The 24,601-nt window shown below is 57.4% G+C and carries 22 protein-coding genes; 9 read left to right on the forward strand and 13 right to left on the reverse strand.

Annotated features, from left to right (window positions below):
• Positions 1-79 precede the first annotated feature (79 nt).
• Positions 80-940, forward strand: a complete 861-nt coding sequence (locus KW837_RS13890; RefSeq protein WP_007904461.1) for a LysR substrate-binding domain-containing protein — start codon at positions 80-82, stop codon at positions 938-940.
• Positions 941-945: 5 nt separating this feature from the next.
• Here the strand turns inward: KW837_RS13890 and KW837_RS13895 are convergent, their stop codons facing one another.
• Together KW837_RS13895 and KW837_RS13900 are read right to left on the reverse strand one after the other, a co-directional pair.
• On the reverse strand, positions 946-1,965 hold the full coding sequence (locus KW837_RS13895) for an ABC transporter substrate-binding protein (protein WP_218396499.1): 1,020 nt from the start codon (positions 1,963-1,965) through the stop codon (positions 946-948).
• A gap of 153 nt (positions 1,966-2,118) precedes the next feature.
• Positions 2,119-2,334 carry a molybdopterin-binding protein gene (locus tag KW837_RS13900; protein WP_007904463.1) on the reverse strand — a complete coding sequence of 72 codons (216 nt, stop codon included), beginning with the start codon at positions 2,332-2,334 and terminating at the stop codon, positions 2,119-2,121.
• A gap of 232 nt (positions 2,335-2,566) precedes the next feature.
• On the opposite strand from KW837_RS13900, the gene KW837_RS13905 reads away from it, so the two are divergent.
• Together KW837_RS13905 and KW837_RS13910 are read left to right on the forward strand one after the other, a co-directional pair.
• Complete coding sequence (locus tag KW837_RS13905; protein ID WP_218396502.1) at positions 2,567-2,728, forward strand: hypothetical protein; 162 nt, start codon at positions 2,567-2,569, stop codon at positions 2,726-2,728.
• Complete coding sequence (locus tag KW837_RS13910) at positions 2,725-3,372, forward strand: helix-turn-helix domain-containing protein (RefSeq protein WP_007904465.1); 648 nt, start codon at positions 2,725-2,727, stop codon at positions 3,370-3,372. The genes KW837_RS13905 and KW837_RS13910 overlap by 4 nt, the downstream gene beginning before the upstream one ends.
• A 329-nt stretch (positions 3,373-3,701) precedes the next feature.
• Here KW837_RS13910 and KW837_RS28795 read toward each other — a convergent pair whose 3' ends face one another.
• On the reverse strand, positions 3,702-4,214 hold the full coding sequence (locus tag KW837_RS28795) for a hypothetical protein (RefSeq protein ID WP_256348754.1): 513 nt from the start codon (positions 4,212-4,214) through the stop codon (positions 3,702-3,704).
• A gap of 323 nt (positions 4,215-4,537) precedes the next feature.
• The gene (locus KW837_RS13920; RefSeq protein WP_218396506.1) at positions 4,538-4,936 is read right to left on the reverse strand and encodes a DUF1801 domain-containing protein; all 399 of its coding nucleotides are present in this window, start codon (positions 4,934-4,936) and stop codon (positions 4,538-4,540) included.
• A 188-nt stretch (positions 4,937-5,124) separates the two neighbouring features.
• Between KW837_RS13920 and KW837_RS13925 the strand changes: the two genes are divergently transcribed.
• Complete coding sequence (locus KW837_RS13925; protein WP_218396752.1) at positions 5,125-5,610, forward strand: cupin domain-containing protein; 486 nt, start codon at positions 5,125-5,127, stop codon at positions 5,608-5,610.
• 46 nt (positions 5,611-5,656) lie between these two features.
• Here KW837_RS13925 and KW837_RS13930 read toward each other — a convergent pair whose 3' ends face one another.
• The gene (locus KW837_RS13930) at positions 5,657-7,012 is read right to left on the reverse strand and encodes a dicarboxylate/amino acid:cation symporter (RefSeq protein ID WP_218396508.1); all 1,356 of its coding nucleotides are present in this window, start codon (positions 7,010-7,012) and stop codon (positions 5,657-5,659) included.
• A 107-nt stretch (positions 7,013-7,119) separates the two neighbouring features.
• Positions 7,120-8,175 (reverse strand): tartrate dehydrogenase, encoded by a 1,056-nt coding sequence (locus tag KW837_RS13935; RefSeq protein ID WP_008076642.1) that lies wholly within the window; start codon positions 8,173-8,175, stop codon positions 7,120-7,122.
• Positions 8,176-8,312: 137 nt separating this feature from the next.
• On the opposite strand from KW837_RS13935, the gene KW837_RS13940 reads away from it, so the two are divergent.
• Complete coding sequence (locus KW837_RS13940; RefSeq protein WP_008076644.1) at positions 8,313-9,236, forward strand: LysR family transcriptional regulator; 924 nt, start codon at positions 8,313-8,315, stop codon at positions 9,234-9,236.
• 316 nt (positions 9,237-9,552) lie between these two features.
• Here the strand turns inward: KW837_RS13940 and KW837_RS13945 are convergent, their stop codons facing one another.
• From KW837_RS13945 to KW837_RS13960, 4 genes are all read right to left on the reverse strand, one after another.
• Positions 9,553-10,203, reverse strand: coding sequence for a response regulator transcription factor (locus tag KW837_RS13945; RefSeq protein ID WP_192343560.1), 651 nt, complete (start codon positions 10,201-10,203; stop codon positions 9,553-9,555).
• A 107-nt stretch (positions 10,204-10,310) separates the two neighbouring features.
• Positions 10,311-10,919, reverse strand: a complete 609-nt coding sequence (locus KW837_RS13950) for a lecithin retinol acyltransferase family protein (RefSeq protein WP_218396510.1) — start codon at positions 10,917-10,919, stop codon at positions 10,311-10,313.
• Between the two features lie 156 nt (positions 10,920-11,075).
• Entirely contained in the window at positions 11,076-16,547 is a 5,472-nt protein-coding gene (locus KW837_RS13955) for a trifunctional serine/threonine-protein kinase/ATP-binding protein/sensor histidine kinase (RefSeq protein WP_218396512.1), read from the reverse strand.
• A gap of 218 nt (positions 16,548-16,765) precedes the next feature.
• The gene (locus KW837_RS13960) at positions 16,766-17,701 is read right to left on the reverse strand and encodes a LysR family transcriptional regulator (protein WP_218396514.1); all 936 of its coding nucleotides are present in this window, start codon (positions 17,699-17,701) and stop codon (positions 16,766-16,768) included.
• Between the two features lie 298 nt (positions 17,702-17,999).
• Between KW837_RS13960 and KW837_RS13965 the strand changes: the two genes are divergently transcribed.
• The 4 genes from KW837_RS13965 to KW837_RS13980 all read left to right on the forward strand — a co-directional run bounded on the left by KW837_RS13965 (position 18,000) and on the right by KW837_RS13980 (position 21,937).
• Positions 18,000-18,392, forward strand: coding sequence for a response regulator transcription factor (locus tag KW837_RS13965; RefSeq protein WP_218396516.1), 393 nt, complete (start codon positions 18,000-18,002; stop codon positions 18,390-18,392).
• 244 nt (positions 18,393-18,636) lie between these two features.
• On the forward strand, positions 18,637-19,839 hold the full coding sequence (locus KW837_RS13970) for an NAD(P)/FAD-dependent oxidoreductase (protein ID WP_192343556.1): 1,203 nt from the start codon (positions 18,637-18,639) through the stop codon (positions 19,837-19,839).
• Positions 19,840-19,889: 50 nt separating this feature from the next.
• Positions 19,890-20,858, forward strand: coding sequence for an MBL fold metallo-hydrolase (locus KW837_RS13975; RefSeq protein ID WP_218396518.1), 969 nt, complete (start codon positions 19,890-19,892; stop codon positions 20,856-20,858).
• Positions 20,859-21,106: 248 nt separating this feature from the next.
• Positions 21,107-21,937: an alpha/beta fold hydrolase gene (locus KW837_RS13980; protein WP_218396754.1), complete on the forward strand. Its 831-nt coding sequence runs from the start codon at positions 21,107-21,109 to the stop codon at positions 21,935-21,937.
• Between the two features lie 169 nt (positions 21,938-22,106).
• Here KW837_RS13980 and KW837_RS13985 read toward each other — a convergent pair whose 3' ends face one another.
• The 3 genes from KW837_RS13985 to KW837_RS13995 are packed head-to-tail and all read right to left on the reverse strand — an operon-like array spanning position 22,107 to position 24,537.
• Complete coding sequence (locus KW837_RS13985; RefSeq protein WP_218396520.1) at positions 22,107-22,955, reverse strand: sugar phosphate isomerase/epimerase; 849 nt, start codon at positions 22,953-22,955, stop codon at positions 22,107-22,109.
• Position 22,956: 1 nt separating this feature from the next.
• A complete protein-coding gene (locus KW837_RS13990; RefSeq protein WP_218396522.1) occupies positions 22,957-24,198 on the reverse strand; it encodes an NAD(P)/FAD-dependent oxidoreductase in 1,242 nt (413 codons plus the stop codon).
• An 18-nt stretch (positions 24,199-24,216) separates the two neighbouring features.
• The gene (locus KW837_RS13995; RefSeq protein ID WP_007904516.1) at positions 24,217-24,537 is read right to left on the reverse strand and encodes a MocE family 2Fe-2S type ferredoxin; all 321 of its coding nucleotides are present in this window, start codon (positions 24,535-24,537) and stop codon (positions 24,217-24,219) included.
• Positions 24,538-24,601 lie beyond the last annotated feature (64 nt).

Raw genomic sequence — 24,601 nt, forward strand, 5'->3', positions numbered from 1 at the left:
AAAAAATCGCCAAAAACACATAAATAAATGTAATGTTTATGTTTGCAGCCTTGATGTAAAAACAGCCTCAGGAATGGCCATGTCGACCTCATCTACCCTCGATCTCGAATTACTGCGCACCTTCATTGCCGTGGTCGATCACCACAGTTTTGCCGAGGCCGGCGCGCAACTGGCCCGCACGCAATCGTCGGTCACCCAACACATGCAACGCCTGGAACAACAAGTCGGGGTGAGCCTGTTCGAGAAGCGCGGGCGACAGAAGCAACTCACCGAACCCGGTTTGCAGTTGCTGCGCCATGCACGGCAGATGCTTTCGCTCAACGACGATGCATTGAACTCCCTGCGCGAAAGCAACTTGAGCGGCGTATTGCGCATCGGCTCGCCCCATGACATTGCCGACACCATCCTGCCGCCGATCCTCAGCCACATCGCCCGCTCGGCCCCTCGTTTACGCCTGGAGATCGATGTCGGCCGCAGCCCGTTTTTGATGGATGACCTGCACCGGGGCAAGGTCGACATGGTGATTTCCACTCGCGAAGACCCGACGCTCGAAGGCTTTGCCTTGCGCACCTCGCCGGTGTGGTGGATCTGCTCGGCGCAGTACATCCATACGCCCGGCGAGCCTTTGCCGCTGATCCTGGTGGATGAGCCAAGCATCTATCGCCGCTATGCGCTGGAAGCCCTGGAACGCGCGAACATTCCCTGGCGCCAGGCGTACCTGGCGTCGAACCTGATTGGCATCAAAGCCGCGACCCGTGCCGGGCTGGGCGTCACGCCCAGAAGCATGGAAATGCTCGGCCCGGACATGCGCGTACTCGGCGAGACCGATGGCCTGCCACGGCTGCCGGACGTGACCTACCACTTGTGGATTCGGCCCAACACCGTGAATCCGCTGGTGCGTCGGGCCTATGAGTTGATCAGAAGCAGCCGGGGGCTCTGACCCGCTCAGCTTCCCTCGCTGCTGTGTGCTTCTTCAAAGAAGTAATCCTTCCAGCTGGCAGCCTTGTTTTTCAGCACACCGAGTTCCTGGAGTTTCTCGGCGTAGATGAAGGTGCGCTGGGGCACGACGGTGAAGTCGATTTCAGGGTCGGCGACGATTTTCTCAACCAGTGGCAGCGCCAGCTTCGATTGTTCCACCCGGATATAGGTCTGGGCGGCTGCGGGCTTATCGGCCTTGATTATTTTCTCGGCCTCGGCGAGTGCCGCGTAAAACGCCTTGTAGGTTTTCGGGTTTTCATCGTGGAATTTCTCGGTGGTGTACAGCACGTTAAACGTGGCCTGGCCACCCAATACGTCGTAGGAACTCAGCACCTTGTGTACGTTGGGACTCTGTAGCTCCTGGTACTGGAACGGCGGACTGGAGAAATGTGAGTTGATCTCCGAACCGCCGGCAATCAGCGCCGACGTCGCATCCGGGTGGGCGAGACTGATCGAGATGTCGTCAAACTTCTTGAAGTTTTGCGCGCCAAACTGTTTCGCCGTTTCGATTTGTAAAGTGCGCGACTGGAAACCTACCCCTGCAGCCGGTACCGCGATGCGGTCCTTTTCGGTGAAGTCCTTGAGGCTTTTTACGTTCGGATTATTGGTCAGCAGGTAATTGGGCATCGACCCCAGCGAGGCGATGGCCTTGACGTTTTGCTTGCCCTTGGTCCGGTCCCAGATCGTCAGCATCGGCGGCACGCCTGCCGACACCACATCCAGCGCACCGGCCAACAACGCCTCGTTCATCGCCGTGGCACCCGAGATGCTGTTCCAGTCGACCTTGATGTCGAGGCCCTGCTCCTTGCCATGTTTCTCGATGAGCTGCTTATCGCGCACCACATCCAGGATCAGGTAACCGATACCAAATTGCTGGGCAATGCTGATTTTGCCTTCGGCCTGAGCGCCGGAGCTGAGTAACGCACTCACCGCAGCCACGGAGGCTGCCAGCAGTGTCAATGCGGAGCGCTTGAAAGGAGTCGCCATGAAAACCTCAACGTTATGGAAGTCGAGACGTAGCCCCTGTAGGAGCGAGGCTTGCCCGCGAAGAACGCTGACGCGTAACACCTGAAAAACTGCGGTGCATTCTTCGCGGGCAAGCCTCGCTCCTACAGGATTTTCGTCGCTCAATTTTCAATTTCAGAGCTTGGCGATCGACACCTCAGTGGATTTGACGAAGGCAATCACCTCGCTCCCCACTTTCAATTCAAGGTCGCGCACCGAACGGGTGGTAATCACCGAGGTGACGATCCCGGAAGCGGTTTGCACGTCGATTTCGGACACCACTTCGCCCTCTAGTATTTCCTTGATGACACCCTTGAACTGGTTGCGGACGTTGATCGCTTTGATGGTCATGATGAGGCTTCCTGTCTGGTGTCGGGCGCATCCGCATGGATGTGCAGGCCCTCAAAGTGCACCACCTGAACCGACAACAAAAGGAATATATAATTATCTGTTTATTCCTAAATGGAATATTAATTCAAATAACCAAAATGAATTAACACATACAAAATCAGTATTTATCGTTATAAAAATATCCACGTACTCTCAGCTCATCCCGTCATTCATCACCACAGTGAAGTGCCCCATGAATCCGACTGACAACCTCATCGACTTCGCCCGTTACCGCAAACGCAAACAGGCTCAGCAACGGGCACGGGCCATGTGGGAAATGTATGCACGTAACGCCGGTCTACAGGCCTATCAGTGGGTCCAGGCCGCTCATTCGACCGAGACCCGTCACGCATGAACGCGCAGCAACCCTCGCGATTTCTGGCGAGCGCAGACGAACCCGTGACGGACTTGAATAATCTGGAGCCGCTGGAAGAAGACCCGATCTGCGAGCGAGTCGCACAGAACCTGCAACGGCTGCGGGGCAAGCGTCACTTGTCCCTCGACGCGCTGGCCCGGCAATGCGGTGTGAGTCGGGCAATGCTGGCGCAGATCGAGTCCGGACGCAGCGTGCCGTCCATCAAAGTGCTGTGCAAAATTGCCAAAGGCCTGAAGGTCTCGGTGGCCGCCTTTCTGGAGCATCGGGCCTTCGAAGGTGTGGCCGTGCTGTCGGCGCGAGAGAGCAAACGCTTGGTCAGCGCCAGCGGAGCCTTCGTCAGCCGCGCCCTGTTCCCGTTCGACGTGGCACGCCAATCGGAGTTTTACGAACTGCGCCTGAGCCCTTTGGGCGAAGACCACAGCGAGGGGCATGGGCCCGGTGTTCAGGAGAACCTGGTGGTGTCGCAGGGTGTATTGGAAATCAGCGTCAACGATGAACGTTACCTGCTGTCTACCGGCGACTCGATCCTGTTCTACGCCGACCAGCCCCACCGCTACCGCAACCCCGCTGACAGTGAGGCAGTGGCTTATCTGGTGGTGACTTACCCGGAACGGCTGGATTAAACACCTGAAAGAGCAATGAACATCCAATGTGGGAGCGGGCTTGCTCGCGAAGAGGGAGTGTCAGTCGACATTAATGTTGCCTGGCACACCGCCTTCGCGAGCAAGCCCGCTCCCACAGGGGAAGCGGTCATTAACAAAACTTTTTGTATGACACAAATCCTGTGGGAGCGGGCTTGCTCGCGAAGAGGCCAGCACATCCAACATTGATAGTGGCTGACACGCTGCCTTCGCGGGCAAGCCTCGCTCCTACAGGGGGATGTGGTGTCTGCGGGAATGAAAAAGCCCCCGTAACCGTAAGGTCGCGGGGGCTTTTTTTGTGTTGTCAGGGATCAGCAGGTGCAGCACATCAGCGGCATGCCATTGCAGCTCATCATCATCGGCATGCTGCAATCGTTCATCATTTTCATCATCAAGTCGCAGCAGCTTTTCATCATGTCCATGTTCATGCCGGCCATCGGCATGATTTTGCACATCATGCAGTCGGCCATCATCGTGCATTCCATCACGCACTTCATCGACGGCATCGGCATGCCCATCATCGGCATTGGCATCATCATGTTCATCATCGGCATGGCCATGCTCGCCTGGGACATGCACATCATGCTCATGTTGGCGCAGTGCATCATCATCGGCATGCCGCAGTTCATCATCATCTGCATCATTTCAGCGCTGTTCTTGAACATGGCCATGTCCATGCCAGCGGCCGGCATCATTTTGCACATCATGCCGTCGTCCATCATTTCGCAGCTCATGGTCGCCATCATCATCGGCACGCCCATCATCGGCATCATCGACATGTTGGTATTCATCATCGGCATTGGCATCTGCATGGCGTTCATCATGGTGTAACTCCCTAAGCGATTCGATAGTTGGACGAAGCTGATGGAGGCGGATTCTAAGGACTGGCGAAGGGACGACAAGATGATGGCCGAGCAGCAGGTTTTGATGTTGAAACCGCTTTAGTGCCGCGGGCGGTACGGCACCGTCTGTTATAGCGGCGACAGCGTCTTCATCGCATACAGAATCAAAACGAAGACGTGGTTTTATCGGTTACGGATATTCGCCACAGAGCTATATAAAGAACCGAAAGAAATAATCGATCTAAACAGTGCCGATTTTTTTATCCGAGAACCCTGGAGTCGATCAGTTAGCCGGATAGAACAACCTACTTCGACGTATTGAGCGCCACCGCCGCACGAATCAGCGTCTTCAACGCGTCTTCATCAATCCTGTCGCCCTCATGAATATCAATGGCACGTCGGGTGTTGCCTTCGAGGCTGGCGTTGAACAGACCTGAAGGATCCTCCAGCGAAGCCCCCTTGGCGAAGGTCATCTTCACGGCATTCTTGTATGTCTCACCGGTGCAGATGATGCCGGCGTGCGACCACACCGGAACCCCTCTCCACTTCAATTCCTCGACCACTTCAGGGTCGGCCTGCTTGATCAGCGTTCGAACCCGAGCGAGGGTCTCACCCCGCCAGTCAGTCAGCGCCTTGATTTTTGCGTCTATCAGTGCAGAGACAGAGCCTCCCTCCTCGCCGTCTTTTGGGTCGATCTTCTTCATGATGGTTGTCACTCCTCAGGGTGTGCGCCGGTAGGACCAGGTCAGCATAAACTCATGCTTATGCGTTATAGCACTGGTTCACAATGGGTATATCCGCGCTCCGGCATTCGGCTACCGTCAACATATATGACTTGATTGCACAGGCTCTGCTCCTGTGCGTTGAGGCCCCCAGACACGAGGAAACCATGATGATTGCCCACAAAGCGACCGCTGTTTTGTTGGCCTTGCTCAGCCCTGCCTTTCTGACATTGACCGCCCTGGCCGAGGAAGCGGGTTTTATTGCCGCCACCTCATCCGGACTCAACTGGAAACCTGCGCCAGCGGTGGGCCCCGGCGCAATGATTGCTGTGATTGAAGGTGACCTGAAAGCCGCCGAGCCCTTCACCCTGCGCTTGAAGCTGCCGGCCAATACAAAAATCGGCGTGCATACCCATCCCGTGACCGAACGCGTAACCGTTATCTCGGGCACCTTCTACTTCGCCACCGGAGACACCTTCGATCCGGCACGGGCCAAGGCCTATCATCCGGGTGACACCCTGATCATTCCTGTCGGCATGTCTATGTTCGGCGCCAGTCGAGAACAGGAAACCGTGCTTCAACTCCACGGCACAGGGCCTTGGGGAATCACTTACCTCAACCCGGCGGACGATCCCAGGAACAAAAAAATGCAGTGAGCGCTAGCCAGGCACAATGAATCAATCATGCCTGGCCACCGCACTATCACCCCTGCGAGACACTTTTGAAGTCCGGCAACAGGCTTTTGGCTGGCATCGCTGAAGGCACAGCAACAATGTCCGCTTGAACCATCTCGCGCTTCTCCTCTAGGCCCTCCCCGTTAAGCGCTTTGTGCATCTTTACCGTATCCAGCGCACCCACCCATTTGGCAATGGCCATGGTCCCGACGCCGTTGCCGATGGTGTTGGTGATCGCACGTGCTTCCGACATGAACCGATCGACGCCCAAGAGCAGCACCATGCCCGCCACCGGAATGGTGCCGAGGGACGATAACGTTGCCGCCAGAATGATGAACCCCGAACCGGTCACCCCCGCCGAGCCTTTGGAGGTGAACATCAACACCGCCAGAACGATCAACTGATCCGTCAGGGTCAGCGGCGTGTTCGTGGCCTGCGCGATGAAGATGGCAGCGATGGTGTAGTAGATCGCCTGGCCATCCGGGTTAAAGGTCAGGCCCGAGGGAATGATCATCCCGGCAACGGGTTTGGAAACACCGGCCTTTTCCATCTTGGAAATCATTTGCGGCAGCACCGATTCCGAAGAGCTGGTGCCCAGTACGGTGAAGAGTTCTTCCTTGATGAATTTCAGAAACTTCCACAGGCTGAAACCGCTGTAGCGGCAGATCGGACCGAGTACGAAGATCACAAACACTGCGCAGGTCAGGTAGACGCAAGCCATCAGTTTGCCCAAGGAGAACAGCGAGCCGAAGCCATACTTGCCGATGGTGAAGGCAATCGCTCCGAAGGCGCCGATGGGGGCCAGGCGCATCACCATGTTGACGATGCGAAACATCCCCTGCATCAGACTATCCAGCGTGTCGACGAACACCTTGGCGCGTGGTCCGACATGCGCCAGGGCAACGCCCAGCAGAATGGAGAACAGCAAGATTTGCAGAACGTTGCCCTTGGTAAAGGCATCCACGATGGTGTCGGGGATGATGTTCATCACAAAGTCCATGAACGACGCATGCTTCACCGCCGTGGTGTAGGTGGCCAGGCTGGACGTATCCAGCGAGGCGACATCAATGTTCATGCCTGCACCGGGTTTGAACACATCGACCACGACCAGGCCGACGACCAGCGCCAGGGTGGAAACCACTTCGAAATAGATCAGCGCACGAAAACCAACACGCCCCAGCTCTTTCATGTTCTCCATACGTGCAATGCCCGTCACCACCGTGAGGAAGATTACCGGTGCGAGCAGCATTTTGATCAATTTGATGAACGCGTCGCCCAAGGGTTTGAGCGCTGTTCCGGTTTCGGGAACGAACACCCCGACAATGGCGCCGAGGATGACTGCGATGAGCACTTGTACGTAGAGTTTGCCAAATATTCTTTTCATGACAGGGCCCTGATTTTTTATTGTTGTCAGGAGATGCTAAGGGGTCGGACTCAGTGAGCCGCCCCTTGGCGTTGTGCCGCAGTACTACTTTGAATCGCTGGAAAATTTCAGCGGTTGATCAAGGCGATGACGGCATCGGTGATCTGTCGGGTGGTGGCGTTACCGCCGAGATCCGGGGTATGCAGACCGCTTTCGGTCACGGCTTCGATAGCCGACATCAGCTGCTTGGCCGCGGTTGTCTCGCCCAGGTGTTCGAGCATCATCGCCGCTGTCCAAAACGTCGCGATCGGGTTGGCGACACCCTTGCCGGTGATGTCGAAGGCCGAGCCGTGGATGGGTTCGAACATCGAGGGGAATTTACGCGAAGGGTTCAGGTTGGCGGTCGGCGCGATGCCCAGGCTGCCGGACAACGCGGCGGCCAGATCGGACAGGATGTCGGCGTGCAGGTTGGTGGCGACGATCACGTCCAGCGTCGACGGTTTAAGCACCATGCGCGTAGTCACCGCGTCGACCAGTTCCTTGTCGATCTTCACATCCGGAAAATCCTTGGCGACCTCGTAGAAAATCTCGTCCCACAACACCATGCCGTGGCGCTGAGCGTTGGATTTGGTGACCATGGTCAGGTGCTTGCGAGGACGGCTCCGGGCCAGTTCGAAGGCGAAACGATGAATACGCTCGACCCCGGCACGAGTGAACACAGACACTTCCGTGGCGACCTCTTCAGGCAGGCCCCGGTGAACACGGCCGCCGTTGCCGGAGTACTCGCCCTCGGAGTTTTCACGCACCACGACCCAATCGATTTGATCACCATTGAGCAGCGGGCTTTTTACCCCTGGCAATACGCGAGCCGGACGCACATTGGCGTACTGGTCGAAGCCTTGGCAGATCGGCAGACGCAGGCCCCACAGGGAGATGTGATCCGGTACGTTGAGCGCACCGACAGCACCGAAGAAAATGGCATCGAAGGTTTTCAGTTCTTCCAGACCACCTTCAGGAATGTAGTAACCATTTTTCAGGTAGTTATCGGAGTTCCAGTCGTAGTGTTTGAAAGTCAGGTCAAAACCGGATTTTTTCGACAGGGCTTGCAGCACCTCGACGCCCGCGGCGATCACTTCAACACCAATACCATCACCGGGAACTGCAGCAATTTTGTATGCACTCATCGTTAACTCCACTCTCGTCACGTTCTTGTTGTGCCTGTCGAACGGGGGTGTTCAATCAGGGTGTGAGCGGAGTATATGTAGTGAGCAAATGAGCGTGAGTTACTCCAAATCACTACATAGATGAATTTGAGTTATCAATGAGCCAGACACTGGATTTGTCTTTTTTCTACCTACTGGCCAACAAGGGCAGCCTGGCGGCGACGGCTCGAGAGCTGGGCGTGACACCGCCGGCGGTGAGCAAACGCCTGACCGCGCTGGAAGCACGACTAGGCATCCGCCTGGTCAACCGCACCACGCGCTCAATGAGTCTGACCTCGGAAGGTGAACTGTATTTTTCCCATGCCGCCCGCATCCTGACGCAGATCGATGAGGTCGAGCAGTTGCTCAGCAGCAGCCGGGCAACCCCTAAAGGCCTGATTCGCGTCAACGCGTCGCTGGGCTTCGGTCGGCGCTACATCGGCCCCGCATTGGGCGCATTCTTCGCGCAGTACCCGGAGGTGGAAATACAGCTGGAAATCAGCGATCACCCGCTCGACCTGGCGACTCACGGGTTTGACCTGGGCATTCGTTTCGGCACCCTGCCGGACGCGGCCTTCCATGCACGCAAGATCGCATCCAATCGCCGCCTGCTATGCGCCTCGCCGCTGTACCTGGAAAAGCATGGCGTGCCGCAACGTTTGGCGGATTTACAACAACACAACTGCATCTTCCTGAGACAAAACGAAACGCCCTACGGCGTGTGGAGCTTCACCAACGGCGGGCGCACGCAAAACATCAAAGTGCGCGGCGCGTTAGGCTGCAACGACGGTGAAGTGGCCCTGAATTGGGCGCTGGAAGGTTACGGGATTCTGCTTCGAGCCGAATGGGACATCGCCCGTTACGTGCGCAGTGGGCGCCTGCGCCTGGTACTGGAGGATCAGACACCGACCCGCGCCGATGTCTATGCCGTTTACCCGCAACAGTTGCACCTGTCGGCGCGAGTGCGCAGCCTGATCGATTTTCTGGTCGAGCGCTTCAAGCACATCGATCATCTGGACGAACCGGGATCTTCGCTCGACTGAATAGTGTTGGCTGGGTTCTTTGGAGACGCTGACATAGAATTCAAACTTGAACTGGAAGCAAGCAACACCGGCGGCATAGGTGAATACCTGGCACAGAAAGCACCGTTTATCGATGGGCTTATGGGGTCAGTCTCGACATCCGCTCGCAGAGGTGCAGCCGGATGCGACACCGATAGCGGCCCCTCGCGATAAGCTGCTTTCGGCCCAGAGTGTGTAAAAACGCATATGGATTCGCGAAGGAGGTTACGCCGCCGGTTCGAAGACACCTGCATGGTGCGTCCAGGAAATCAGGAACCATTCAAACCTGTTGTTCTGATCAACGATCAAGACGCTCTCCTAATGACTCTGCCATCCGGACCAAATCAGCAAACGACTTTGCGTGCATTTTTTTCATTGCATGCCCGCGGTGAATTTTCACGGTGATCTCGCTCAGATTCATCTGCCCTGCAATCTGTTTATTCATCAGACCTTTGACTGCAAGGGCCATCACCTCTTTTTCACGAGCTGTCAGCGTCTGATAGTGGGCATGCAGATCTGAAAACTGCTGCTCAAATTGCCGGCGTTTGACATCTGCCTGCAGTGCGGTAGACACCGCATCCAGAAGGTCCTGTTCACGAAACGGTTTTGCCAAAAAATCCACCGCGCCGGCTTTCATCGCCTTGACAGACATTTCGATGTCCCCATGCCCGGTGATGAAAATAATCGGAATATTGGCATTGGATTTAGCTAACTGGCTTTGGAACTCAAGACCACTGTTACCTTGAAGTCGTACATCAAGAATCAAACAGCTTGCACCCTCGGTCTTTGGCTGTTGAAGAAACTCCGCAGTGGATGCGAACGTCTCGACTTGTATACCGGCAGAGCGTAAAAGATTGCTTAATGCATTGCGCATGGAAGCGTCGTCATCCACCACGAACACCATAGAACCTTTACTGCTTTGCTCATTGGATGGTGGATTTCCGTTCATGCACAGCCCTCTTTGGTTGGTTGAGGGAAAAATTCTAGCACAACACTTTACGTCGCGTAAGCGCGCACACAAACATGGTTATAACCACCCGAAAACACTGGGAAAAATCATGCAATAAAATACAGTTCCAACGCTGAAATAAAAGAAAGCAGATAACGTGGGCAATGGAGAAACGCCCTGACCTGGACACTACAACTTTTCCCACTAATGCACCAGTTGCAAAAATGTTCGCAGTTATTGGACAGAATCCTGTATTGACTTTCACCCATTCTAGAACGCGCACGACGGACAATTTCATCGTTTGAATATCCACACGATTCCCGTATCAACCAGACTGGCTTACCGTTTGCGAAGCTTTCAAGGTCAGTCACTTCGATGGGACCTGGCTTGAGTGAACTGCTAAATCCAGAGTAATGAGCTACGTCTCCACGCCCAAGGTATATGCCATGATGCGCATAAAATTTGCGCGGACTAACCAAGTGCGAACCTATTGGCAAATCACCTGCATCCTTTTCGACAGGCACTAACTCCAATGCAAATATGGAGGATTTTCTTGACGACTTACTACTATTGCAGCGCCCGACAAACAGACAACTTTCAAACATCAGCGCCTTCATATACCCAGCAAGGTCTATTGCTACCATCGTCAGGCAAAAAACGATTGCTGATCGAAGCGATGAAGATCCACTTATCAACTTAATAGCCAGAGTATTCACGACACATTCTCCACAGACCCTTGATATGTAATATATCGCCAGGACTGCGAAGCTTCATTTGTACACAGGATTAATTTAAGTGACCATTAATATACCTCCCCTAAACCTAAGTATTAAACAGAACACCTGGTTGCAGGCGACCAGAGTGCAGTCGATTCAACCATGCTCGACAGGAAGGGTGAATTGAACGGTAGCGCCGCGGGGGCGGTTGACGCTTGCCCACAAGTGGCCGCCATGTGCCTCGATGATCGAGCGGCAGATTGATAACCCCATCCCCAGGCCGGTGGGCTTGGTGGTGTAGAAAGAAGCGAAAATCTGCTCGGTGTTTTCCGAGGCAAACCCTGGCCCCGAATCGCTCACACTGACGAGCACACAACCGGCGTCATTTAACAGAGCGCTGATGTGCAATTGGCGTTCACCCTCGCTCACACCATTCATGGCCTCGAGCGCATTCATGATCAAGTTGAGCAGCACCTGTTGCAGTTCAACGCGGTCGCCTTCGATAAATGGCAAACCGTCTTTGAGTTGAGTCCGAATCAAGGTCCCACTTTTCATGATCTGGCCACGAGTGAACTCGATCATCTCGCGAATCGCCGCGTTGATGTCCACCGCCCCCTTCTGCGGTGGTGCCTTGCGGATATGCCGACGAATTCGACCCAATACATCGGCTGCCCGATTGGCATCCATGATCAGACTGCCAAGTACTTTGTGGACCTCATCGATCTCCGGCGGCTGGCTGTTCAGCCAGCGCAGCGCGGCGTTGGCATTGAGGATGGCCGCTGCAATCGGCTGATTGACTTCGTGAGCAATCGAGGCGACAAGCTGCCCCATGGTCGCGACGCGGTTCGCGTGGGCCAACTCCGTCTGCACTTCGCGATAGCGTCGTTCGCTTTCGCGGATTTTTTCTTCCGCCTGTTTGCGCTCGGTCAGATCCAGCACGAAAGCGACCCCTTCCTTGCTGCTGGCTTCGAACATCGCCAAACCGACAATCACCGGCAGGCGGCTACCATCCTTTCTGAAATATTCCTTCTCGTGGGGTTGGGCATAGCCGGTCCGCACGGCTTGTGCCAAAAAGTGCTCGCTGAGTTCACGAAATTCCGGTGTTGTCAGATCTCTCCAGCGCAGACAGCCCGAGACAAGATCCTCTCGCTCGTATCCCAGCATGCGAAGAAATGCATCATTGGCCTCAACGATGTCACCGTCGGCGTTCCAGACGAGGATCCCGATGATGTTGGCGTCTACCAGACGCCGAATCTTCCCTTCGCGCTCGGCGACCTCGCGGTACAAACGGGCATTTTCCAGCGAAATAGCAGCCTGTGAGGCCACCAGTTTCAACACGGCAATCCGGGATGGGCTGAACACTCGGGCGGTCAGATTGTTTTCGAGGTAGAGCGCACCGGTCAGTTTGGCCTGGTTCATCAACGGCAGGCAGAGAACCGATCGGACGTGGTGCCGACGTATATAGGGGTCTTCGGCAAACGGGGCCTCGGTCAGGGCATCATCAAGAAAAACACTCTCACCCGTGCGCAGGACATGGTAGAGCAGTGACTCCGGCAGCAACGCCGAGGTCATCGGCTCATCGCGCAACTGCATCGAATGGCTGCCAGTGGTCACTTGCGCTGCTATGCGGTGCTCACCCGTGTCCGACAGAATCAACACGCCTCGTTCGGCACCGGCCTGTTCGATGGCCGTACGCATGATCATGTCGATGAGCTTTTCCAGGACGATTTCTCCCGACACGGCCTGCGAGACCTTTATCACGGTGGCCAGATCGAGGTGTTCGACCGGTGCGACCATCGTCGTTGTCGGGCCGAGCGTTTGCTCTTCGGTCCTCAGCAACGGATACCGCGCCTCAAGCTGCCGCACCTTGCCATCAGCGCCCCAACGCAGGTAGCCGTAGCGGGCGTCTTGCAAGTAAACGCGGGCTACTTTCCCAAGACCACGGGCGGCGTAGAAGCGAGACGCCAGTTCGTTGGCAAGTGCTTCGATATGGACAAAGCCGCTCTTCTGCGCCGAGTGGACGGCTTGTTCGTAAAGCAACTCGGCTTCGATCATGCGCCCTTCGACGCGGGCAATCTCGGCGTCGACCAGCGCGGCCCGGCTCGCGAAATTCTCTGGGCACTGTTGAGCCCAGATCTGGAGTTGCCGGTGATCCGTCGCCATGGCGATCAAGTGCTGCGCACGCTCGTCCACCGGGACACTGTCGCACCATCGGGCACGAGCCAGCGCGTCATAGAAGTAAAACTCAGCCTCCTCGAAGAACAAATATGACGTCCATAGCAACTGCTGTGCCTTTGCGGCGGCTTGCATGGCCGCCCTGGGGTCGTCGGCCATATAGCATGCCTGCAACTTGCGAACCCAGTACCAGCACTCGGCCAATGCCAGGTCCGGATTGCTGGACAGGTGGACTTCGGTGCCTGGCTCGTCAAACTGTCCATCATCAAAACAACCGAATACTGGCGTCGAACCCCGGAGCATCCGGATCAGCGCCAGTTGTGTGCCAATGAAATCGGTGACCAGCCCGAACCGCACTTTCCTGGCGTAATCCAGGCCACGTTCGGCTTCGTCTTGTACCTCGGACAATGGCTCGCCGGCGAAGAGAGAGTCGGAGGTGATGCTGTTGCCCGCATAAGCACCATACGGCAGGTCACCGATCCGGTTCGCCGCAACAAATGAGCGGTGCAGCAGATCGCGGCATTGCCCTACGGGCTTCATCCAGCGCACGGCAAAATTCGAGAAGCAAAGATAGGTACTGGCTTCGAATCGCGTCAGGCCTCGTTGTTCAACGAGTTCGCAGCCGAGTTGGCCGAATCGGAATCCTGCCTGGTAGTCGCCGAAACGCCGTCCGGCGACTCTGAATGCATTGGCGTAATGCACACATGAAGCATCGCAGTTGCCCCCTTCGAGGCTCAGGCTGATAGCCTTGCAGATCAACAGGTCCGTCAGGTTCGCATCCGTCTGCAAGGCAGGCGGGAAGAGCTTGCTCAGAGCGCTGACGGTCATGAGGGAGCCCGCATCCTCCATCAGCGGCAAATCGATGAGTTCTTCGATTTGTCGATCGCCCAGTAACGACCAGATATGGTCGTACTCCTGGCGCACTTCATCGTCGCTCGGATGGGCCGACCACTCGATGCCCACATGCCGCAGATAGGCGAGACAGACAGCGACCGCGCCATCGCTGCGATCCATGAGCAGGTAGACATCCATTTGCAGGCACACGACATTGGCTCGTTCGATCGTAGTCGTGGCGCGATCCGACAGCGCCGCCAAGCGCTTGTCCGCGACCGATAACTGCCCGGTCAGCAGCTCGCATTCGGCCCGGTTCAACTCCAGCGCGAAGATCAACCCATGTAGACGCGTCCAACAGTTGTCGTCCAACAGCTGCGCGCCCGTGGTGAGATAGTTGAGCGCCGAAGCATAGGCCGTTGACGCCTTGGCGCGCTGGCCGGCTATCAGGTTGAGCTCTGCCAATTGCTCCCGCTCGGCCTGATCAGTGAGCAGCACAGCGCCGCTATTGAGCTGACCGACGATGTCAAAGATCGCCTCCTCCCGCCCTTGCAGGGACGTCTGCGCCGCGAGCAGCCGGCCGATTCGCAGATGAGCCTCGGCGCGAGCCCCCTTGGGGATCAGCGAATAGGCCGCTTCATGAATACGGTCATGAACAAAACCATAAGCGCCTTCCAGCCGCTGGACCAACTCCTGGCGTATGGCTTCCCACAATACCGTGCGGATCTGTGCCTGGGGGATGCCCAGAACGGTCGAAAGCGCCGTGGTCCCGGCAACGTTCCCCAGACAGGCAAGCTGCTGTAATGCCAGTTGCGTTTCAGCCGGCAAGCGGGTCAGTTTGCCGACCATCAGGTCCACGATGTTGTCGGTGTAACCCTTGGCATGGATGCGCTCCGGGCTCCAGTACCACTGCCTTGTTTGATGATCGAAAGTCAGCAGCTGTTCGTCGGCGAGCGTTTGCAGAAACTGGATCACGAAGAACGGGTTGCCGGCGGTTTTGTCCAGCACCAACTGCGCCAGGGGCTCAATGTGCGCAAGCTCGTCGTGAAGCGCATCCGCAATCAACTGCTCAATGTGTCCCTTCGCGAGCGGCGCCAGCGTGATTTCATCTACCCTGCCCCCCGCGTTCCGAATAGCCTGAAGTTTTCCCGTGAGTGGGTGCGCGCCACTCACTTCATTGCTGCGGTAGGCACCCACCAGCATCAGATGCCGCACATCCGAGCTGGTCAACAGATCCTCCAGCAGGTCGAGCGTTGCCGCGTCGATCCACTGCAGATCGTCCAGGAACAGGGCAAGCGGATGCTCCGCCCGGGCAAATACACCGATAAAGCGCCGGAACACCAGGAGGAAACGGCGTTGCGCCTGTTGAGGCTCAAGCGTCTGCACCGGTGGCGGTTCACCAATGATGAGCTTCAGTTCGGGAATGAGGTCGGTCATGAGCCCCGCGTTGGCATCCAGTGCGTTCTGTAATGCGTCACGCCATTGCGCCAGTTCTGTGTCGTTCTTGCCAAGCAGCGTGCGCACCAGGCTTTGAAAGGCCTGCACCAGCGTCGAATAGGGAATATCGCGCCGGTATTGATCGAACTTGCCAGCTGCGAAGAGTCCTCGCGGCGGGACCAGCGCTTTGTGCAGTTCATTGACCACAGAGGATTTGCCAATACCGGAATAGCCGGTGACCAACATGAGCTCCGGCGCGCTGCTGGCGATGATCCGATCGAACGCGGCGATCAAGGTACTCACCTCATGCTCGCGCCCGTAGAGTTTCTCGGGAATCATCAGCCGATCGGATGTCCCTTGCTCACCCAACGCAAAGGCATTGATGTGCCGCAAGGACTCCCAGTCTGCCAGGCATTGCCGCAGATCGTGTTCAACACTCGCAGCCGTCTGGTAGCGCTCCTCAGCGGTCTTGGCGAGCAGCTTCATGACGATCCGGGAAAGCACATCGGGGACGGTTTCGACCCGCACGCTCGGTGGCTGCGGTTGTTTGGCGATATGGCAGTGCACCCACTCTATCGGGTCAGATGCCGTAAACGGCAGCGAACCCGTGAGCATCTGGTAAAGGGTGACGCCGAAGGAATAGAGGTCGCTGCGCAAATCGATCGAGCGATTCATCCTGCCGGTCTGCTCAGGTGCCATGTAGGCGAGCGTGCCGGCGATGGTCTCAGGCGCCTGTCGCTCACGCGGTAGCCACGAGGCGAGGCCGAACCCTGTAAGCCGGGCCTGACCGTCGGAGCAGTTCACCAAAATATGAGAGGGCTTGATATCTTTATGGACGAGTCCGCGCTGGTGGAGCTTTCCCAATGCCTGCGCGATGCTGATAGCAAGACGCAGAAAAGTTGGCGTTTCCATGGGGGCAACCAATAGCTGCACAAGCGGCGTGCCCCCCGTATCCTCCAGCAGCAGATACACCTGCCCACTTTCTCGCACCATCTCAAGCGGACGCACAGCCCAAGAGCCATCCAGTTCGTCCTTCAGGCCAAACTCGTGGACGAAACGGCCAAGACAAGCCGGAAGCGGTTGTTCAGCAGCAGGTCGTGCAACCAGAACATTGCGGTTGCCTTCCACACCCGAGCGTAACTCTCGACAGAAGGTACGCTCGCCATCGTTCCATAGTATCTGCATGCTGTTATCCGTCGGAGCGGGAACAATAAGTAGGTTCGTGACTGCCGCACATTGCCGTCACGCTGTATCCAGGCACATGCCGATGCCGCCGCAATAGCCTACAACAGCTTCCAGCACCATTAGAACCTGGATTTGACCCAGCCCACCGTCAGCACAAAGATCAATGTCAGTGATACAGCTACCGGGGGAGACGCTTCACGGAACAACGTAGCCTCAAGTCACGCTACGGCCAGAGGCACGGGCTGCTCTTGATGTTGACCGAGATAGCGACAGAAGCACGAACGCAACCAGCGTTCCCGAGGGTCGTTGTGGGCCGCGCCGCGCCAAGCCATGGACAAGTCCGGCGCCGGTAGCGCCAACGGCGCAAAGTCGGCACGCATCCCTTCCATTCGCGCCATGGCCCGGGCGACGTAGTCCGGTACGATCGCAATCATGTCGCTGCCAGCGAGCAAAGCGGGCAAGGCACTGAACTGCGGAACAGCCAGGACTACCCTGCGCTGCCGACCGACCAGGCTCAGGGCATGGTCGGCATCGTCGATGACATTTCCCATCGACGAGACAACCACATGAGGCCGTCTGCAAAAGTCATCCAGCTCGAGGGCGCCGGGGTCCGAATCGGCGCGCAATAGCATTGGCTGCATCGCTCGCAGGCTTTTGCAATGGGCACTGGCCGGCAGTTCCTGGGCAAAGCTGATACCCACGGAAATCTCTCCCGAGGTCAGCAATTGGGGCAGTTGCCGATGGTCCACTCTGCGCACTACCAGCGTGATGTTTGGCGCCTCATCCCGCAGGTGCTTGATCAAACGTGGAAGCAGCGCGTACTCGACATCGTCAGAGAGTCCGATGTGAAAGGTCTCGTCACTGGTGAGTGGGTCGAACGCCTGGGCACAACTCAAGGCGACAGCGATGCCATCCAATGCTGGCGTCAGCCGCGCATGAATTTCTTCTGCGCGCGCAGTCGGCTCCATCACCCTGCCAGTGCGGATGAACAGCGGATCATTGAACATCGAACGCAGTCGCCCGAGGGCGCTGCTGATAGTGGCCTGGCACAGGAAAAGTTTCTCTGCGGCCCGGGTAACGTTGCGCTCGCACATCACTGTTTCGAAGACAATCAACAGATTGATGTCGGCACGCCGCAGATCATTTCTGTTCATCACGTTCACCGCCTAGGCACAAGGCCGCATGAGTAAGGGAGTTCAAGCTTATGCAGCCCAACAGCAAGCCGTCACTTGTATCTAGGTTCAACCGATGTATCCCTTGGTTGCGCAGCCTTGTACGTGGGTATATCCGGAATCGCGACCCAGTAGCACAAGACCAACCTGGGTGATTTCATCGAACTTCCAGGTAGACCATCTACACTTTGGTCTTATCTGATTATACATTGGTATACTTCAACGCCTTATAAGTTGGCGTATGTTGTAATAACGGCCAAAGCTGTCACGAGGGTCCCAAATGAAGCAAGGCACACCAATACGCAACTCAATGATTATCGCCATCGTCGATGATGATGACTCGGTCCGGACAGCGCTTGAAAGCTTGCTGCGATCCAGCGGCTACAAAGTTCAAACTTATTGCAGCGCTCTAGAGTTTCTCAACACGAACGGCCCCGCTCAAATACATTGCCTCATTTCCGATATCCAGATGCCGGGAATGAGCGGTTTGGAGCTTCACAAGCAGCTCGTCGCGATGGGCTTTCACATTCCCACTATATTCATCACTGCTTACCCTGAAGCCCTCTCCCCCCTTAGCACCAATACGCCTGCGCTGATTGCCTATCTGCCTAAACCTTGTGACGCCAATAAGCTTCTGAACTACATCGAAACAGCCCTCCTCCAGCAGAACTGAGAGCGCTCTGAACGTTCTCTTTACAGCCAATACAAACCTTCGTATATACCCATACCCCCTGACGTATAGTTTTTCTGAACCGATGTAGAAGTGCGTCGAAAACAATCCAGCCATAACATAAATCCACAGCGGGCGACCTGCTGCTTTCAACATGGACGCCTTGACTTTCGGCGCCTGTTTATCGCTCCACCAAACTTGAAGAATAACTTCAAGAACATTGAAAACCTTTTTTGAGGAACAACTAATGAAACAGCATATTCTGGTTATTGGTGCGGGGTTCGGTGGTGTGTGGAGTGCATTGAGCGCCGCCCGCCTACTGGATAAGCACAGTCGTAGCGACGTGGAAATCACGCTGCTGGCACCCCAGGCGCAATTGCGCATTCGCCCCCGTTTCTACGAAAGCGACGTGCACAAAATGTTCGCTCCCCTGGATGGGTTGTTCGACTCGGTAGGTGTGCGTTTCATCAAAGGTACCGCCGAGCACATTGATGACCTTGGACGGACCGTTGGCTATCGCGATGAGGCTGGCCGGTGGAGCACATTGACCTATGATCGCCTAGTGCTTGCCGCTGGCAGCCAGTTATCCCGTCCTACGGTGCCAGGCCTTGACGCCCACGCCTTCGACGTTGATCAGATCGAAGCCGCGGTGCGTCTGGAGAACCACCTCAAATCCCTCAAGAACCGTCCCTCCAGCGTTGCCCGAAACACGGTGGTGGTCGCCGGTGGTGGTTTCACCGGTATCGAGACCGGCACCGAGATGCCAGCACGCCTGCGGTCCTTGCTCGGTAACGATCAGGACATCCGCGTGATCATCATCGACCGTGCGCCTCAGATTGGCGCGACCATGGGTGAGGGAATTCGTCCATCAATCATCGAGGCGTCCGAATATCTGGGCATTGAATGGGTGGTCAACGCCAGCGTGACAGCAGTGGACGCCAACGGCGTTACTCTCGCCGATGGTCGCCGCATCGAGAGCCAAACAGTGATCTGGACCGTCGGCTTCCGCGCCAGTCCGCTGACCGAACAGATTTCCAGCGTGCGCGATGTCCAGGGGCGCCTGCACGTCGATGAGAACCTGAAGGTGCTCGGCCAGGAGCATGTCTACGCCGCTGGAGACGTCGCCTATGCCGCCACCGACGACCTCGGCAACTTCGCAGCAATGTCTTGCCAGCACGCGATTTCTCTAGGCCGTCACGCCGGCAATAACGTCGCTGCGGACCTGCTAGGTGTCGCGCCCACCGCCTACCGTCAGCCCAAGTACGTGACCTGCCTCGATCTGGGCGCCTGGGGCGCGGTGTTTACTGAAGGCTGGGATCGTCAGCTCAAGTTGGTCAAGGAAACGGCCAAGGAGCTCAAGACGCAGATCAACACCCAGTGGATCTACCCGCCGGCAGCTGATCGGGCCGCCGCCCTGGCAGCAGCCGACCCGATGATTCCTGTGGCTTGAAGCCCCCCGCCACCTGAACCCTACGTGACCCAAGCAATAGGAGAAGGACCATGACAATGCCGTTGAACCACCCCACCCAAAAGGATGGAGCACAGAAAAGGAACGCTCAGCAGGAGTCAAACATGAGCTTACACAACACGGTGTCCGAGGAGCTGGTTCCTTCGCGCTATGCGCTGCGGATCGGCGAGATTGACGTGCTGGTGGTCAGTGATGGAGTGCTGCCCCTGCCGACCGAGACGATGTCCACCAATGCCGAACCAGCCGCCCGCGCGGCCTGGTTCAAGGACATGTTCCTGGGGCCGGACGCGTTCGATTGGGCGCTGAACGTACTGGTGGTGCGCAGTGGGGACAAGCTCATCCTCGTCGACGCGGGACTGGGCGGGCAGTTCCCCGGCTTTCCGCGGGCCGGGCAGCTCCCCAAACGACTGAAGGCCGCCGGTATCGATCTTTCGTCCGTGACCGACGTGGTGATTACCCATATGCACATGGACCATATCGGTGGGCTGCTGGTCGATGAGGTGAAGAGCCAACTGCGTCCGGATCTGCGTATCCACGTTTCAGCCACCGAGGTCGCGTTCTGGGAGTCGCCCGATTTCTCCCTCACCGCCATGCCGTCGCCGGTGCCGGACGTCCTGCGGGCAACGGCCAATCAGTTCATTAGCGAGTACCGCAGCAAGGTGCGCACGTTCGAAGATGAGTATGAAGTGGCGCCAGGCGTGGTCGTCAAGCTCACCGGCGGCCACACACCAGGGCACAGCGTGGTCTACGTGACATCCGGCGGCGAGCGGTTGACCTTCGCGGGCGACGCCCTGTTCCCGGTCGCCTTCGAACACCCCGACTGGCATAACGGCTTTGAACACGACCCTGAGGAGTCGGTTCGCGTTCGCGTCCGCCTGTTGCAAGAGGCGGCGGCTAGCGGTGAGCTGTTCGTGGCGACTCACCTGCCGTTCCCCTCCGTTGGCCGGGTGGCAGTGGACGGCGACGCCTTTCGCTGGGTTGCGGGTTTCTGGGACTACTGATCGCTTGTCGGGTTTGCGCCTGCGTTCACGGAGGCGCGAATCTCCCTGAGCAACAACACATGATCGAGAAACCTTCAATGAAAGACTCCAATCGGGAGATAGATCTCCAGCGTCGGGCCATATTGACAAGTTCAGCAGTAGTGGCCGCCAGTTTGTTGGTTCCGCTTTCCAGTTTTTCCGGGTTGACGCAGGCCGCTGACAAGCCCTCTACAACCCAACACAAACCAGATCACAAGGAGATGCACGCTATGAACTCCATTACGACCAAAGACGGCACCGAGATTTTTTTCAAGGATTGGGGTCCGAAAGACGCGACGCCCATCGTGTTTCACCACGGCTGGCCATTGAGCGCAGACGACTGGGACAACCAGATGATGTTTTTCTTGCTCAAAGGTTATCGGGTGATCGCGCACGACCGCCGCGGTCACGGCCGCTCGACCCAAACCTGGGTGGGCAACGAAATGGACACCTACACCGCTGATGTCATCGAACTGACCGATGCGCTCGACCTTAAAGGGGCGATCCATGTCGGCCATTCGACCGGTGGTGGTGAAGTAGCACGCTACGCCGCTCGCGCCAAACCGGGACGCGTTGCCAAGGCCGTACTGATCAGCGCGGTTCCCCCCATCATGGTTAAGTCAGAGAAGAACCCCGGCGGTTTATCTCTGGAAGTGTTCGACGGGTTCCGTTCGGCACTGGCCGCCAGCCGCGCGCAGTTTTACCTGGACGTGCCGTCGGGGCCGTTCTACGGTTTCAATCGACCCGGGGCGAAGGTTTCACAAGGCGTAATCGACAACTGGTGGCGGCAAGGGATGATGGGCGGTGCAAAAGCTCATTACGACTGCATTAAAGCGTTTTCCGAGACCGACTTCACCGAAGACCTGAAGGCGATTCAGGTGCCCACACTGGTCATGCATGGAGAGGATGATCAGATTGTGCCTATTGCCGACTCTGCGCCGCTTTCGGCCAAACTATTGAAACATTCCACCCTCAAGACGTACCCGGGCTTTCCCCACGGTATGCCGACTACCAACGCGGATCAGATCAACGCCGATTTGCTGGCGTTCATTCGCGGTTGAGCACTAACACCGTGACGGCGATCTGATCGCCGTCGCGGTGGCTGAAATGGGCGGCGTTGGAAAACACTAAACTACGAAACGCCCACTGAACGATTTAGCCAATCTGTTGCATCGACCGGTTGAGTCCACAGCCAAGAGCTGCCCGCCCTACGACCACTCCTGCATTAAATCAGCCCCCATTGTTTGACCGCGCCCGACAGTCATTCCAAACCTCACGTATCACCTCCTTAAGCATCAGCGCCTCCGCCCAGCGATCGGTGATGTCGCGTCCGTCGACACCCGTAATGGCATAAGGCGGTGGGCCGAGTTCACAGGTGAATGACAAGCTGGCGGGCGTGTTCGGTCGGGCCAGCCAATCCTCGATCCCATAGCGCCACCAGCCCAGGAAACGTTCCAGCCAAGGTCGATGCTGGGCGAAGCTCAGGGGCACCTGGACCTGTTCGCCGTTGGCGACACGACCATGAAACCCCCAGCTGTGGCGCAGGATGGTGTGGATCTGTTCGTCGTCCTCGGCGGTGGCCGACTCTGGCAGTTCGCGGCCCACGACATAGTGGGACAAGTCGGCCAACAGTTTGAGATCGGGCATTTCAGCGAGAATGTCGAGGGTGAACAACAGGTCATTGGTGAGGCGATAACGGTGGGTTTCCAGCAGAACGGGAAAGTCCACCTGCTCGGCCAGACGCTGCCAGCCTTCGATCAGTTCGATAGCTTGCTTCAGCGTGCGCGGCCGCACGTCTGCTTGCAGCGTGAGGTGGTGGCAGCCGAAGCGGGACGCGACATCGATCGCTGCCGCCAGATCATCCACTGTGCGGGGGAACACCTGCCCTTCGATTTGCAGGCCTTGCGCCTTGGCGGCGGCATGCAGGCGTGCGGCATGTGACGCGACCCAGAAATGGTCAGTGATCCCGTCAAAGCCGGCGGCGGCGATTTTCTCCACTTGCGCTTCCAGGGGAAGGTCGCATTGGCCGCGGTGATCTTGCATGGCCCACTGGGACTGAAAGACCAGGAATTCACGCATGTCAGTTCCTCAGCAGTTGTTTGAGCGGTACATCGGCGTCGGCCAGAGCGTCTGCCGAAAGGAGGTTACGGTGAGCGATCAGCCGTTCGCACAGCTTGATGTCCTTGCCGATGCTATTCCCCTGTCCCCAGCCGCAAGCGCCTTGCAGACGTTGCTCGGCATCAAGGTAGAACAACAGGAAACCGCCACCCGGTGTTATCCGGCTCGCGTCGGGTTCTGTGTTTGCGATCACGCCCACGGTCTGCAATCCCCAGTCGTATTGATCGGACCAAAAACCGGGAATGACCTCGAAGGGTAACTCGCCGCCCAATAGATTCAGGGCGGCGTGACGGCCTTGGGTCTCGGCGTTACGCCAGGTTTCCTGACGCTGGAAAACGCCTTGCGGGTGCAGTCGAAATTCACAGACATCGCCCGCCGCAAAGATGTCCGGCGCGCTGGTGCGCAGTTGGGCATCGACGCGAACGCCCTGGCCGACCTCAAGTCCTGCGGCCGCGGCCAGCTCGGTGTTGGGTTGCATGCCGATGCCCACCACCACCAGGTCGCAGGGCAGCAACTCGCCGTCGACCAGTTGCACGGACTCAACGTGAGTTGCGCCCTGCACCGCCTCAATCGCCACATTCAGCCGGACATCCACGCCCCGACTGCGATGCAGGTCCAGCAGGACGCTGGACAACTGCTCCGGCAATACCCGCCCCGCCAAACGCGGACTGGCCTCGAGCAATGTCACGGTGCAACCCAACGCCCGGGCGGTGGCGGCGACTTCGAGTCCGATAAAGCCGCCGCCGATGATCACTACCCGGGCGTCAGGTTGCAACGAAGCGCGCAGTGCCAGCGCCTCGTCATGGGTACGCAGATAAAGCACATTGAGCAGGTGCTCGGGCACCGAGGCGAGTCTGCGCGAGCTCCCTCCCGTCGCCAATAACAGCCGCGCGTAATGCAGCCAGTTGCCGTCGGCCAGTTGCAGACGATGCTGCTGCGGATCCAGGCATTTCACCGGGTTGCCGGCCAGGTGTTCGATGTCCAGTTCGGCGAGCTGAGCGGTATCGCACAGGCTGTAACCCGCCAGATCGACCGTGCCCTGCAACAGCCCCTTGGACAGCGGCGGACGTTCATAGGGCGCGTGGGACTCGTCGCCTATCAGAATCAGGCGACCGCTATAACCTTCGCCGCGCAGGGTCAGGGCCGCACGGCCACCCGCATGCCCGGCGCCGACGATGACCAGTGGAGCATTGGCAGGATTCATGGCACAGACTCCGTGCAGTTAAACCGTGATGGCGAGTAGCACACGCCCCGCCTCGACCCGGACTTCATAGGTCTTGAGATTGACGCACACCGGTGCGCCAAGGGCTTTGCCGGAGCGGTAGTCGAAACGCCCGTTGTGCTTGGGGCACTCGACGACATGGTCCATCACCAAGCCATCCGCCAAGTGGATGGACTCGTGGGTGCACAAGCCCGCGGTGGCGAAAAACTCGCTGTTAGCGGAGCGGTAGACGGCATAGGTGTGCTGGCCATGGTCGAAACGAATGACATCTTCATCGTCGATATCGTCCACGGCACATACATCGATCCATTGATCGGTCATGGCGTTTTCTCTTGTAGTGGTACACACAGGAAGGTGTCATGTGGGAGCGGGCTTGCTCGCGAAA

Origin of the sequence: Pseudomonas sp. PDM24 (genome assembly GCF_019218905.1) — a bacterium.
Taxonomy (GTDB): domain Bacteria; phylum Pseudomonadota; class Gammaproteobacteria; order Pseudomonadales; family Pseudomonadaceae; genus Aquipseudomonas.